This is a genomic window from Sulfurimonas indica, assembly GCF_009192995.1.
GTDB lineage: Bacteria > Campylobacterota > Campylobacteria > Campylobacterales > Sulfurimonadaceae > Sulfurimonas > Sulfurimonas indica.
Genome location: NZ_SDID01000013.1, coordinates 47,678 through 62,184, shown reverse-complemented (window position 1 = coordinate 62,184; position 14,507 = coordinate 47,678). Strand labels below are relative to the sequence as shown.

The window sequence follows — 14,507 nt, the reverse complement described above, 5'->3', positions numbered from 1 at the left end:
TCAAAATGCGCGGGGTGGCCAAATGGGATGCGTGCCTACAGGCATTAAATATACCTGCGAATAAAGCAAAGAAAACCATCGGATTCATAGTGTGGAATGTATTGTGTGTAAAAGAAAAAATTATAAATGTTATGGCAAATAATTTACTTATAATATTGTATTCTTTAGATTGAAATTTAAAATTTAATAATGAAATGATAATTAATAAAGATATAAAAACTCCTACAATACCTAATTGTACAGAAATAGTTAAAAATGCGTTGTGATAATCACCAGAGTTGGTATGATTTATTTTGTTAATATTGTTTTCTTTAAAATATTTGTTCAAATCGTGCATATGATAACTGACTCCTGTCCCTTGAACTGGATAGTCAATAAATGTACTGATACCTGCTAATGTTAAAGCTAATCTTGTTCCTGCACTACCATCATAATTTTCTTCATAAAGGATATGATAAATATCAGTATAAAGTTGATTTGATCTATCTTGAAAATTGGGACTTAAATTATAAGCTAAAAAGAAGGTGATTAATAGAATACTTGAAGATAAGAAAAATGCTTTTAATTTATGTTTAAATGACATAAATATAGTAATTAAAATTAAAATTATGAAAATAATTTGTCCTGTTCTCCCACCATTTATAAATAAATTTGTTGTAGCTGTTATAAAAAAGAAAATATAAAAGAGTCGATATTTGAGGTTTTTTTCATAAAAAAAGCGTACTAAAAGAATATTGATAGCAAATGCTAAAATTGTACTATAAGTCATATGACTCATAAACGGAGTAGGGTCTTCAGGTGAAATGTTTTTATACTTTATTAACTCAAAAAAGATTGCATAAGACATGATTTCACTAATAAACATTGCTAGAAGAAAAGCTGAAAGTATATGAGAAGTATATTTTTTATTAAAAGAAGAATAAAATACAAATATAATAAGTAAATGACGATATTTTGATACATATTTGAACGTAAGTTCTGGATTCCCATGCCAAAGAATAGATAAAAGACTAAAACCAATAAGTAAACCAATACTAATACTTAATAGATTATTTTTATAAAGTTTTAATTTAGTTTTCCAGTCACCTTCTAAAATCCATAATAGTATTGCTATAATTTCAAACAAGTTAGTTGCAGCTTTTGAAATAGGAAAACTAAATGCATAAGCAATCAAAGCATAATTTATATAGAGTGTTAGAGAGGCTTTATTTAAATCTAAAGTTTTCATAAATATTCTTTCAAATACCAATCCACAGTTTTAACAATTCCTGTATCAAAGTTCTCAACAGCCTTCCAGCCAAGCTGAGTCTCAATCTTTGTAGCATCGATTGCATATCGTCTGTCATGTCCTGCTCTATCTTCTACGAAGGTGATAAGCTCTTTATAGCTTTTTTTTCCTATACGCTCTTTTGGTAGAACCTTCTCATCTAAAATAGATGTAATTGCATCTACGATTTGAAGATTTGTTCGCTCGTTTCTTCCACCTATGTTATAGACATTTGCCTCTTTACCTGTGTGATAGACCAAATCTATCCCCTTACAGTGGTCAAGTACATAAAGCCAGTCACGAATGTTTTTACCATCTCCGTAAATTGGTATAGCTTCACCCGCAAGTGCTTTTCTGATGATAGTAGGAATAAGCTTTTCATCATGTTGTTTTGGTCCATAGTTGTTTGAACAGTTTGTGATGACTGTATTTAAGCCATAGGTCTCTTGATAACTTCTTACTATCATATCACTAGAAGCTTTACTTGCTGAGTATGGAGAGTTTGGAGCATATGGTGTCTTTTCTGTAAAGAGGTCAGTCTCATTTAATGTTCCATAGACTTCATCCGTTGAGATATGATGAAATCTACACCCTTTGTAATCTTCTTTATAAGTAAAAGGTTTCTCCATCCATTTGTTTTTTGCAACATCAAGCAATGTAAAAGTACCATTGACATTAGTTTCAACAAATACACCAGGGTTTTTAATAGAGTTATCAACATGGCTCTCTGCTGCAAAGTGAATAACACCTCTTATGTCATACTCCTTGAAGATAAACTCTACAAGCTCACGGTTACAGATATTGCCTTTGATGAATTTGTATCTTGGATGATTTTCTACTTCACTAAGGTTTTCCAAATTTCCTGCATAGGTGAGCAGGTCAAGGTTTACAATATTGTAATCTTCATATTTATCTAGAAAATATGGCACAAAGTTACTTCCGATAAATCCTGCACAGCCGGTAACTAATATTGTTTTCAATGATAACCTTTCAGTTTGAAAAAGTTATCGAAAATTTTAAATACATATTGGTATATTTCTTTGTTTAATCCTGGCCATACTCCTATCATGAATGTATTATTGGTAATATAAGAAGCATTCTGAAGAGAATATTTAGGTTGGTAGTGAAGCTTTTTATATGCGGGATGGTCCAACAGATTTCCTGCAAAAAAGTTTCGTGTTTGTATTTTATGCTCTTCTAGATAACTAACAATCTCAGCTCTTTGAAAGGGAGCATCATTTTTTATTGTGATTGGATAAGAAAACCATGATGCACTTGTTCCTTCTGGGGTATATGGTAATATAAAAAAATCTTTATATTTTTGCATATAAGAATGTAGAATTATATAATTTTCTTTTCTTTTTTTTGTTAGTGAGTCAAGTTTTTTCAATTGAGCCAAACCCATTGAAGCCTGTAGTTCTAAAGGTTTCAGATTATAGCCGATTCTATCATATACATAGCGATGATCAGTAATTACTCCTGTATCAAGCCAATCAGCAAATCTCTTATTACATGCTCCTTTTGATGAAAGAACATCTTTGCCACTACAGAAACAGGCTCTACCCCAATCTCGAAAGGATCTTGCAATATTAGCGGCATTTTTATTTGAAAAAGCAATCATACCTCCTTCCCCTGTTGTAATGTGATGGGCTGCATAAAATGATAAAGTTGCCGCATCTGAGTATTTTCCAGTTAATTCGCCATTATTATATGTAGAGTCTAGAGCGTCACAGCAATCTTCTATTAGAAAACCACCTTTATCTTTAATTAAATTATAATATTTTTTAGTATTTGCGATAGGTATACCAAGTGGATGTGCATAGATGATACCAATGACATCTTCATCATTCAGTGCATCAATAAGTTGATTTTCTATAAGATTGTATGTACCTAATTCAACATCAATAAATACAGGTTCAAAACCAAGTTGGATAATTGGATTAACTGTTGTTGGAAAAGAGGCTGCCGGTGTTATGATTTTATACTGTTTATCTTCTTTACAATAAAGTTCTTTCATAGTTTCTAATGCTATTAAATTAGCAGATGAACCAGAATTTACATAAACTGCATATTCTTTGGATAACCTTTTTGCAGTTTGTTGCTCAAAATTTGAAGCTTGTTGACCTAAACCAAACCATCCATCAAGAACAGTACTGATAATAGCAGTATATTCTTCTTTATCAAGTGTTGGGCCTGTATATTGAACAATAGACTCTCCTGGAATAAACTTTTTTTCTTGGTTGTCAATAAACTCTTCAACCATTTTTAATATTTTATTTTTCATTTTGATTTTCCTTGTATAGATTATATGTTTCTTCTAATCCTTCTTCAATAGAATATTGAGGTACCCATTGAAGCATATTTTTTGCTTTTGAAATATCAAGATAAGCTTCAAAAATTTGATTTTCTTTATAATCATTTTTTAAATGAATTAGATTTTTTTTATGAATCTTATTAAGAATATTTGTAATTTTGCTTATTTTAGTTTTTTTACCACTTCCAATTAAAATTTCTTCAAAAAGAGTTCTCTTTGAGTTTAGACATAACTTAATAGCTTGTAAAAAAGCAGAAATAACATCTTTGACATAAATAAAGTCCCACTCCTGTTCACCTTTCTCTAATATTACTTCTTGATTAGTCAGTATTGATGTAATAAGATATGGAATTAATTTATAGTTATCATTATATCCAAAAGGAGCCGATAATTTAAGAGAAAGAATATGTATATTAGATTGCCGTGAATATAGTTCTAGCATATGCTCAAATGAAAGCTTAGTTGCTGCATAGAGATTATAAGGATGTTTTTTACTGCTTTCATTAATAGGATTTGCAAATAAACTATATTCGAAAAATGTACCGGTATTAATAAAAAAATTAACATTATGTTTAATACTCAAATCTAAAATTTTTGTAGGAAATGTTATATTTGTTTCAATCATCTTGTCTATATCATGGGAAACATGTGTTTTTACATAAAATGTAGATAAGTGGATAACCCCATTGATTTTATGATTTTTAAATATATCTTCTAAAGCAATTTTATCTATATCATATACATGAATTTCATTGATAAGACTATTAATTCGATATGTATCTGAAGAAGACCGTTTTAATAGAATTATATTGTAATCACATAAATTGAGTTCTTTTAATAAATAACTACCAATAAAACCATTACCTCCTGTGATAAGTAATGTTGACATGTTCTAACCTTTCACTAAAATAAAATAGCATTTTTTAAGTTTGGTAACTTATTATCTTTATCAGATAGAATAATATTATTTTTCTCAATAGGTAAGTTTATATTTAATTGTTTATCAAAAATATTTACACCTGTATAATGTTCTTCTGAATAATAATCATCAAGTTTATAATGCATAATAACAATATCACTTAGTGATAGAAAGCCATGAGCATAACCTTTTGGAATTAATACTTGAGTGTGGTTTTTTGCATCTAATTCAAGTGTTATATAGGATCCAAAGTTTTTTGACTCTTTTCGTAAATCAACTATAATATCTAAAACTTTTCCATAACTTACACTGATTAATTTAGTTTGTGCTTTTGGATTACTTTGATAATGCAATCCTCTTAAAACATTTTTTTTAGATTGTGATTCGAATTCTAGTACAAATTGATTATAATTTATATATTTTTCTATTTTTTTGTATTGAAAACTTTCAAAAAAATAACCTCGGTCATCGGTATAAACTTCAGGCTGTATAATTAAAATATCTTGAAATATTTCGTGATTTTTAATAGTCATTACTATGTCCCAAAACACCTTGATGAGCTCTTTTTATTAAATATTTTCCATACTGGTTTTTCTTAAGCGGTTCTGCTAATTTAAGTAGTTTCTCTTTATCAATATAGCCCATTTCAAAAGCAATTTCTTCAATGCAAGCAACTTTTAAGGCTTGCCGTTTTTCTATAGTTTGAATAAATTGCCCTGCTTCTAAGAGGGATTCATGTGTACCTGTATCAAGCCATGCATAACCTCTACCCATTAATTCAACATTAAGTCTGTTTTCACTTAGATATAACTGATTGACAGATGTTATTTCTAGCTCTCCTCTTTTACTTGGTTTGATAGTTTTAGCTTTTTGAACTACATCATTAGGAAAAAAGTAAAGTCCTACAACTGCATAATTTGATTTTGGCTTTTTAGGTTTTTCTTCAATAGATATTACCTGGTTATTTGTATCAAATTCTGCTACACCATATTGCTCAGGATTTTTCACGTAGTAGCCAAAAATAGTTGCTTTATTCTCATTATGGGTACGTTTGGCAGACTTTAGCAGTATATTGGTTAAACCATGTCCATAAAATATATTATCTCCTAATATAAGACAAACATCATCGTTTCCTATAAACTTTTCTCCTAAGATAAAAGCTTGTGCTAAACCATCTGGAGAAGGTTGAACAATATATGTAAACTTCATTCCAATATCAGAGCCATCTCCAAGTAGTTCTTGAAATCGCGGTAAGTCTTGGTGGGTAGAAATAATAAGAACTTCTTGAATATTGGCTAACATAAGAACGGACAATGGATAATATATCATAGGTTTGTCATATATTGGTGTAAGTTGTTTTGAGATACCTTTTGTAATAGGATATAAACGTGTACCACTCCCTCCTGCTAAAATTATACCTTTCATTATTCTTCCTTTAATAGATAATATCTTAATACTGCCTTGATGAATCGAGGATCATACCAAGATGATGCTAATGCTTTGTTCATATATTCTTTAGTTGCTTGTTTATGCTGAGGTTCATATTTTGCTAAATTATAAAATGCCCTTAAATAAAATCGTTTTATAGCTTTTAAAAATATTGGTTCGTCCCTCCATGATAATAAAACATTCTCAGTTAACTTTAATGTTCTAAGCATATTAGAACTGACATTGTTATCATGGCTTCTATAGAATACTAAATCTTCATTTAAATATAAAACTTTATATTTATGAGCAATTTTTAACCATAATGGATAATCATCATATTCAAAGTTAAGATCGTATCCTCCCACACTTTTGAAAGCTTTTGTTCTCATCATTACAGTTGGTGCTGGTATAAAGTTTCTGATAAGTAGATCATTAAAGACATTTCCCGATTTTGCATATTTTGTTTTATATTTTTTTACAATATTTGAATTATCATCAATTCCTATCATATTTCCAAAGCATAAAGCATAATCTTGATTGTTTTCTAAGGCATTAACTTGTTTGGTAATTTTATTTTTGGTGAATATATCATCTGAATAGAGTATGGATAAATATTTACCATTAATAAGTGTTTCCATCTCTTTGAGTGTTTTTATTAATCCCTTATTTCTTCTATTAATATACTGAAACTTTGAAAATCTTGTTTTACAGATATTATCTAGTTCCATTATTACATCATGTGTATTGTCAGTCGACCCATCATTGGTGATAATAAATTCTATATTTGTGTAGTCTTGTTCAATAAGACTTTCAATAGCTTCTTTGATAAAACTTGCATGATTATAAGCAGGCATTAGTACTGTTACAAGTGGTTGTTCTTTCAAACTGTTTTATCCTTTAGTTTTTTTAAAATATATTTTTCAACTTCAATAAACTTATAATCATTTATATGATCTAAAAGTAACTGATTATTTGATATAGATACCTTTAATTCATCTTTGGTTATGGAGGAAGTTTTTATATTAATATTGTGTTTTCTTAAAAAGTCTAGAATAAATAAAACTGATTTTCCTATGCCTGTTCCAATATTTATAATTGGAATATTGTTTTTTTCTAATAATTTTTTATAGATTATAACTACATCATTAATATGAATAAAATCTCTAATTGCTTCACCATTATTTATGAGGGTTAGAGAGTGATTATTATAAGATTTTATAATTTTGTTTACTATAGAAAAAGAATCATTGTCCCCATACATATTAAATACGCGTGTTATAGTATAGTTGATATTATTTTCTTGTGAAAACTTTTCAATTAATTTTTCATTGGCTAGTTTTAATGACGCATGCAGACTTTGAGGACTAAGATTATCATATTCATGACAGTTTGTGTTATTACCATATACTGAACTACTACTTGTGTATATTATTTTATTGATTTTAAGGTTATTCTCTATGATATAGGAGAGAACTTTCGAAGTACTTACAATACTTCTTTGGATATAGTCTATAGGATCATCTAATGTATACAGTTTTGTAGACTTTTGAAATTGATTGAAAATTATATTAATATTTGGATGTTTTTTTAACTCAATTGAATTTAATGAATCTGTAATATTTAGAGTAGAAATTAATATTGAATCATGAAGATTTTTATTTAGGTTTATTGATAAGTTACTGTTTTTTCCAATAATTAAAGTAAGTGTATTTCTCATTTATCTACTCTTAATGAAATATTTCAAAATATGCATTTAACTCTTTTGTTTCAGAAAATTCATCTCTCATTATCTCATAATTATTTAAATTTTGATAGTTATTTATATTTTTTGATATTTCAAGTAAACTTTCAGCTAATTTATTTATATTCCTATCTTCAACTAATGTAAAATCCAGTCCTAATTCTTTTAGTTCAGGAAAGGAAGTATTGTTATAAGCTATACAAATCATATTTTTTGCTAGTGCTTCTCTAAAAGATAAACTGAGTCCTTCTCCGTAGCTCGGAAAAATAAAAATATCACCTGCATTTAAATATGAATCGACATCATTTGTAAAACCAACTAAAATTATTTTGTCTTTATAAGTTATACTATTATATAGATCTAAAAATTTATCTTTATAATCTTCTTCAAATCCCCCAATTATATAGAATTTAAAATCAATGTTGTTTTCAACAAGACTTTTACAAGCATAAATAGCATCTATTTGGCCTTTTCCGTCAGTGATTCTACCAGTGTGGACTAAAGTGAGTGTAGTTTGTTGGGTATGAGTTGGTTTTGAAAAATTCAAAGAAGAATATATCATTTTAGATTTTGAGTTTTTTCCGAAAGGGATGATGTATTGTACATTTTTTTCTAAATGTTTGGATGTAGAAACATGATAGTTTACATTACTGTAGATTAATTTATGGAACCAATCTTTCTTTGGTGATGATTTTGTAGTACTGTGTCTAATTATTAAATTTATATCTAATCCTAAGAAAGAGAAATATAATGATCTCAACTCACTAGCCCCAAAAAAAACAATATTTTCAATGTCATATTTATGTAGAATTTTTCGCATATTGAAGATTATAGAAAAACTAAACATTTTAGAAAAATTAATAGTTTCAAATATAAGAGATTCATGGCCTAATTGTTTATGTATAAAACTATTTTCTTTTGCTATTAGTATAGTTTTTACATGAGGATCTAATTTTTTTGCAAAAGATATAGCATCTAGTTCCATTCCCCCGCTATTTGGGGACAAACAAATAATAGCCACAGGCTTTTTCTGAATTGTCAAATTCTTAACCTTTAGTTAAATATAATTATGTAAGTGTACTTAATTATGTTTAAAATAGATATAATTATGGATAAAAATTAATAAATATGAGTATTAGATGGAAAAAAATGATGTTTACATATCCATAGTAGCCCCGTGTTATAACGAAGAGGCTGTTATAGATATTTTTTTAGAGAAAATTTTTGAAGTACTAGAGCGACTTGGTCGCAGTTTTGAGATAGTTTTTGTCAATGACGGGAGTCGTGATAATACTTTGGAAGTTCTCAAGACAAAGTCAAAAGAGTATGCCGGTGTACGAGTTATCAACCTCTCACGCAACTTTGGCAAAGAGGCGGCACTTACTGCCGGAATTGATGCTTCACGTGGAGAGGTTGTTGTTCCTATTGATGTTGACTTGCAAGATCCCCCTGAGCTTATCTTGGAGTTTGTTAAAAAGTATGAAGAAGGATATGATGTAGTTGTGGGTAAAAGAGCTGACCGTACAACTGACTCTCATGCAAAACGCATTAGTGCTGAGCTTTTTTATAAAATGCACAATAAAATCTCAGATATTGAGATTCCACACAATGTCGGAGATTATCGTCTGATGTCACGCAGAGTTGTGGATGAGCTGAAAAAACTTCCTGAAACACAGCGTTTTATGAAAGGAATCTTCGCCTGGCTTGGTTTTAAAACAGCTGTTGTTGAGTACAAGCGAGAAGAGAGAGCTGCAGGTGATACAAGTTTCAATGGCTGGAAACTTTGGAACTTTGCACTTGACGGTATTACGAGTTTTTCAACAGCACCGCTTCGTATCTGGCTCTATGTTGGAATGGTATTGGCATTTATTGCTTTTTTATACGGTTCATGGATTATTCTTAAAACACTTATATTTGGGGCAGATACACCAGGGTATGCTTCCATGATAACAGTTGTTCTCTTTTTGGGAGGTATACAGCTGATGGGTATTGGAATTTTAGGTGAGTATATTGGACGGATATATTTAGAGTCAAAAAACAGACCGGTCTATATCATCGAAAATGAGTATTAAAGGTCATATTCTCCAGTTGGCTAAATATGGCTTTTTTGGAGTAGTCGCTACACTGGTACACCTTTTTGTTGCATGGACAGTTATCTATCTGTTCAACAGTAGCGTCTTTGTATCAAACCTATTTGCTTTTTTGACAGCTTTTGTCTTTTCTTATGTGTTTCAAACACTTTATGTGTTTCAAAGCAGTTTTCATTTTATAAAATTAGCAAAATTTTTTGCAGTACAGTTTGGTACTTTTCTTTTTTCTTACACTCTTTCAGATATTTTCCCTATCGCAAACAGCTATTTACACACCCTTGTCATTGTTGCTATAATGCCGCTTGTAACATTTTTGATTCACAAATTTTGGACTTTTAAAGAGATATGATGCACTTAGAAAAAAACTTTACAACTTTACAGATTTTACTGCTTATGCTTGGGCTTGGACTCTCGCTCTTTTATGCGTCACACCAGATACTTACAGGTGATCAGACCCAGATGCTCTTCAAAGGTTATATGGCAGCTTATAAAGATGTTTGGATAAACTACGGTAACGCTGCCAGTGCAGTAGGTAATGTTCCCGGTAGTATGCTGACCTATGTTGTAGCACTGCCAGTGATGCTTTTTGACTCTCCATGGTCACCGATGCTCTTGTTGATCTTTTTGCATTTGGTATCGTATTTTTTACTTGACACTGTTATAAAAGATATCTTTAAAGCAGATATTCGTCTAGTATTTTTAATCATCTACTGGCTCAATCCTTGGTTTTTATTTGAAAATATACTCTACAATCCATCTTATCTCTTTTTCTTTTCAGCTCTGCATTTTTACTCAGCCTACAAGCAGCGGGAGAAGAGCTCTTTTTGGTACTCCTTTTTACATATGCTCTCAATTGGTCTCGCTATGCAGTTTCACTATTCATGGATTATTCTCTCTATCATCTCCCTCTATCTGGTTTATAGAAAAATAGTAAAAGTAAACTGGTTTGGAGTGGTTTTTGGTGTTATTGTTATTGGCATCTCTTTGATTCCATACCTACAGGCTGTAATGCAAAACAGCAGTATCACAAAACATGCTGATGATACTGGACGTTATATTGGCTGGGGTGGAGTACATGTATATCCGGTTTTAAAGTCTTTTATCTACTGGCTACGTTATGGTTCATTTTTCTTTCCAAACAAGCTTATTATGAGTGCACATTTTGATTGGATTAGTAGTGTGCATATGGTGCAGCTTATTTTGACGTATCTCTATAAAGCTCTTGTAATTGCTGTTGGTGTTGCAACACTTTACTTCTCTTATAAAGCAAACCGTCTTTTATATGATCGTCTTAAAGGGAGACTCTTTGTGCGTGAGGCAAGCAGTTCCAAAGGGGAGTGGCTTTTACTCTATGTTTTTGGAGCACTTTTAGGGGTTTTTATCAGCTCGATTCTCTCCCCGATAATCTTTAGTTACTGGCATCTTATAATTGTATTTCCGTTTGCAATAATGCCGTTTTTGATCTATTTTAAGCCTTATAGCAAGAACTATCTCAAAAAGTTTGTACTTTTTACTGTAAGCTATTTTTTACTTATAAATATTATGGGTGCAATTGACAGTAGAAAGTATGATATCAAAGTCAATTATGTAAATGATGTTAATGCCTACGTGGCTAAGAGTGTAACTGTTTCAAAGTAATGTTAGCTACCTCTTCACAAGAGAGTTTTTCTATATCTATGGTTTTGTTCTGTGCACCTAAGGCACCATAGACTGCAATATTTGTTTTGTTAAAGAGTGCCAATACCTTGGCACCCGAAGCTACAGCTAAATGCATAGGCCCTGTATCTGCACTGACATAAAGATCACAGGCTCTAAAAAATGCTCCCAGAACACGCAGGTTTTTGTTGGAATAAGATAAAACTTTATCATTAAGTTTTTCTGGAATATCAGGAGATAATATGTCAATAATGACAATATCTTTATCTTTTTGTAAGAGTAAATCCACCCACTCGCTCCACCATGCATCAGCTATTTTTTTATCAAAACGGGCATTTCGAAAGATAGTGATAACTTTTTTTTCTTTATCAATATCATTTTCTTCTAAAATTTTGTTCAGGTCAGTTTTTGCAGTGTTAATCTCTTCTTGTGTGAGCTTTATATCAAGCGAAGGTGCTTTTTGAGGTACTTTAATGTCAAAAAATCGTAGAAACTCTAGAACTTCAAGTCCCATATGAGGATGTGTCGGTCTACCTCGCTCTTGCACATGGGTAAAATCTGCCCAGAGTTTGTCACTGTAAAATGATGCTTTATACTTAGCTTTAACAAGGAGTGAAACTATTTGTGCACTTGTTGAGCCTCCCGAGATATTGAGGGCTACATCATATTTTTTTCTTCGAGTCTGCTTGATATACTCAAACATATCAAGCGGATGTAGCAGAAGTTTTCGTGGAATATCGATGACTCTTTCTACATTTGGCATTGGTTCTAAAATCTTTCCGGCAAGCTTCATTCCGACAATTATGTCAATTTTTGCATCGGGAAGATGCTTTTTGAGTTCATTGATAAGTGGTGTCAGAAAAATCAAGTTACCGATACGGTAGTTTGGACGGATAATAACAATATGTTTTATTTCATCTTTATGGATGGTTGTTTTATGGGCTTTTTTTAAAGAGAAGAATGATAACAAACCATTAAACAGGCTGGATACTTTTTTTCTAATAATTACGTGAAGAGGATATTTCATAAGACTCTTTATTTTTTATGTAATTATAGCAAATTAAGTACCTATCCAAAAGGAAGAGTTTTAGTTTTCCTTTTGGATAGGTACTTAACAATTAACCTCTAATTGGGTAAAATTGCACAGTTATTTACTGGAGAAACTTTGAAAGAGATTGTAAAAAGATTTTGGCCTTATATAAAAGAGTATAAACTTTACTATTTGTTAGTCATTTTTGGTGGCTTGTTGATTCTTATCTCAACAGTTGGAACTGCGCAGATTATGAAACCGATGATGGATGATATGTTCATCAAAAAAGATAAAACCATGCTTTATATCATTCCTTTTGGTCTGATTGCTATCTATGTTACAAAAGCAGTTGGGAAATACATCCAAACAGTATTTATGGAGTATATCGGACAGAGTATTGTGACGCGTTTTCGTGAGATACTTTTAGATAAGATGATCCATCTTGATATGGGGTTTTTGTATCAAAACAGAAGTGGGGAGCTTATCTCACGTGTGACTAATGATATTGCCCGTATTCAGTTTTTTGTCTCAAATATGCTGCCGGATATGTTTCGGGATTTTTTAACTGTCATTGCACTTGTTGGCTATATTGTTTATTTAAATCCTTTGCTTTCATTCTATACACTTGTTGTTGTACCGCTTATTATTTACCCTTTAATGATGATTGCTAAAAAACTCAAAAAATACTCACACCGTTCGCAGTCAAAAAATGCTGATTTAGTCTCACGTTTGACAGAGGTTTTTAATAACTCTGAGATTATAAAAGCCAATGCAACTGAGAAGTTTGAGATGAAACGTTTTAGTATTGAGAACTGGAACTTTTTTAAGATAAATATGAAAGCAATCTATGTAGGGGCATTGGTTTCACCTATTATGGAGATTATTGCAGTATCAGGGCTTGCGATGGTTGTCTATGTCGGTGGTAAAGAGGTGTTTGATGGCAAGATGACAGTCGGTGAGTTTACGGCTTTCATTACGGCTGTTGGGCTTGTTTTTGAGCCAATTCGTAAACTTGGCGGAACATACTCTAAGATTCAAGATGCTCTTGCTGCAAGTGAGCGTGTCTTTGAGATTGTCGATAAAGAAAATGTAGTGCTTGATGGCAAAAAAGAGCTGCGTGAGGATATCAAAGAGGTAGAGTATAAAAATGTTGTACTTCGATATGAGAACTACAATATTTTAGATGGAGTGAGTCTGAGTATCAAACAGGGTGAACATATCGCACTTGTCGGTGACAGCGGTGGCGGAAAGTCGACATTTATGAATATGCTGCTTCGTTTTTATGACCCTGATGAGGGTGAGGTTTGTATCAACGGCACAAACATTAAAGAGTTTACGCAGAAGTCACTCAAGCATCACATCGCTCTTGTTACACAGCGTATCTATATTTTCCAAGATACTTTGGCAGCCAATGTTGCTTATGGGCAGGAGGAGATAGATGAAGAAAAAATCATAGAAGCCCTCAAACTTGCAGATGCGTATGACTTTGTTATGCAACTCGAAGATGGCATCTATACGATGATGCATGAGGCAGGTGCCAACCTCTCCGGTGGACAGCGTCAGAGAATTGCCATCGCGCGTGCTATCTATAAACATGCTTCGCTGCTACTTTTTGATGAAGCAACATCAGCCCTTGATAATGAGAGTGAAAAACGTATTCAAGCTGCACTTGATGAATATACAAAAGATAAGATTACCATTACCATCGCGCACCGTCTTTCAACGATTGAAGATGCAGATAAGATTTTAGTATTGCAAAAAGGACGTATTGTTGCGAGTGGTACACACAAAGAGCTATTGAAAAGTTCAGGGGTCTATCAAAGGTTGGCTGGAGAGCTAAAAAAGTAGGAGTATCAGCTTATCCATTAAATGTCCTCCTAATTGGTTTTTGGAGGGCAAAAAAAAGGGTTGAGGCTCATGACTTCCCCAACCCAAATTGCCGCTCCATAAAACCAACTAAAGCGATACTCACAGCCAAAATTATAACATAAAACAAAAACTTTATCAAACTATAAACACTTTTTAGAGATAATCGCACATATACTATTTTAGGACATAAAGC

The 14,507-nt window shown here is 31.6% G+C and carries 14 protein-coding genes; 4 read left to right on the top strand and 10 right to left on the bottom strand.

Features of this window, described 5'->3' with window-relative positions; translation table 11 throughout:
- The 9 genes from ES948_RS07435 to ES948_RS07395 all read right to left on the bottom strand — a co-directional run.
- On the bottom strand, nt 1–1,228 hold a 1,228-nt coding region (locus ES948_RS07435), incomplete at its 3' end, for an O-antigen ligase family protein (RefSeq protein ID WP_152184320.1).
- A complete protein-coding gene (gene rfbB, locus ES948_RS07430) occupies nt 1,225–2,247 on the bottom strand; it encodes a dTDP-glucose 4,6-dehydratase (RefSeq protein WP_152184319.1) in 1,023 nt (340 codons plus the stop codon). The genes ES948_RS07435 and rfbB, both read right to left, overlap by 4 nt.
- Nucleotides 2,244–3,551: a lipopolysaccharide biosynthesis protein RfbH gene (rfbH, locus tag ES948_RS07425; protein ID WP_152184318.1), complete on the bottom strand. Its 1,308-nt coding sequence runs from the start codon at nt 3,549–3,551 to the stop codon at nt 2,244–2,246. Before rfbH ends, rfbB begins: the two co-directional genes overlap by 4 nt.
- A complete protein-coding gene (locus ES948_RS07420) occupies nt 3,541–4,470 on the bottom strand; it encodes an NAD-dependent epimerase/dehydratase family protein (RefSeq protein WP_152184317.1) in 930 nt (309 codons plus the stop codon). The genes rfbH and ES948_RS07420 overlap by 11 nt, the downstream gene beginning before the upstream one ends.
- Nucleotides 4,471–4,484: 14 nt before the next feature.
- Nucleotides 4,485–5,033, bottom strand: a complete 549-nt coding sequence (gene rfbC / locus ES948_RS07415) for a dTDP-4-dehydrorhamnose 3,5-epimerase (RefSeq protein WP_152184316.1) — start codon at nt 5,031–5,033, stop codon at nt 4,485–4,487.
- Complete coding sequence (gene rfbA / locus ES948_RS07410; protein WP_152184315.1) at nt 5,023–5,925, bottom strand: glucose-1-phosphate thymidylyltransferase RfbA; 903 nt, start codon at nt 5,923–5,925, stop codon at nt 5,023–5,025. Before rfbA ends, rfbC begins: the two co-directional genes overlap by 11 nt.
- The gene (locus ES948_RS07405) at nt 5,925–6,812 is read right to left on the bottom strand and encodes a glycosyltransferase (RefSeq protein ID WP_152184314.1); all 888 of its coding nucleotides are present in this window, start codon (nt 6,810–6,812) and stop codon (nt 5,925–5,927) included. The genes rfbA and ES948_RS07405 overlap by 1 nt, the downstream gene beginning before the upstream one ends.
- Nucleotides 6,809–7,645: an SDR family oxidoreductase gene (locus ES948_RS07400; RefSeq protein ID WP_152184313.1), complete on the bottom strand. Its 837-nt coding sequence runs from the start codon at nt 7,643–7,645 to the stop codon at nt 6,809–6,811. Before ES948_RS07400 ends, ES948_RS07405 begins: the two co-directional genes overlap by 4 nt.
- 10 nt (nt 7,646–7,655) lie before the next feature.
- Nucleotides 7,656–8,711, bottom strand: a complete 1,056-nt coding sequence (locus ES948_RS07395) for a glycosyltransferase (protein ID WP_246153844.1) — start codon at nt 8,709–8,711, stop codon at nt 7,656–7,658.
- Between the two features lie 97 nt (nt 8,712–8,808).
- Between ES948_RS07395 and ES948_RS07390 the strand changes: the two genes are divergently transcribed.
- Genes ES948_RS07390 through ES948_RS07380 form a run of 3 tightly spaced genes read left to right on the top strand, consistent with a single transcriptional unit; the run spans nt 8,809 to nt 11,397 of the window.
- Entirely contained in the window at nt 8,809–9,741 is a 933-nt protein-coding gene (locus ES948_RS07390) for a glycosyltransferase family 2 protein (RefSeq protein WP_152184312.1), read from the top strand.
- 16 nt (nt 9,742–9,757) lie between these two features.
- A complete protein-coding gene (locus tag ES948_RS07385; protein WP_188109480.1) occupies nt 9,758–10,108 on the top strand; it encodes a GtrA family protein in 351 nt (116 codons plus the stop codon).
- Complete coding sequence (locus ES948_RS07380; RefSeq protein ID WP_152184310.1) at nt 10,108–11,397, top strand: 3-deoxy-D-manno-octulosonic acid transferase; 1,290 nt, start codon at nt 10,108–10,110, stop codon at nt 11,395–11,397. Before ES948_RS07385 ends, ES948_RS07380 begins: the two co-directional genes overlap by 1 nt.
- Here ES948_RS07380 and ES948_RS07375 read toward each other — a convergent pair.
- The gene (locus tag ES948_RS07375; RefSeq protein WP_152184309.1) at nt 11,372–12,442 is read right to left on the bottom strand and encodes a glycosyltransferase family 9 protein; all 1,071 of its coding nucleotides are present in this window, start codon (nt 12,440–12,442) and stop codon (nt 11,372–11,374) included. The genes ES948_RS07380 and ES948_RS07375 overlap by 26 nt on opposite strands.
- A gap of 138 nt (nt 12,443–12,580) precedes the next feature.
- Here ES948_RS07375 and ES948_RS07370 point away from each other — a divergent pair, with 138 nt between their 5' ends.
- The gene (locus ES948_RS07370; RefSeq protein WP_152184308.1) at nt 12,581–14,293 is read left to right on the top strand and encodes an ABC transporter ATP-binding protein; all 1,713 of its coding nucleotides are present in this window, start codon (nt 12,581–12,583) and stop codon (nt 14,291–14,293) included.
- Nucleotides 14,294–14,507: the final 214 nt, after the last annotated feature.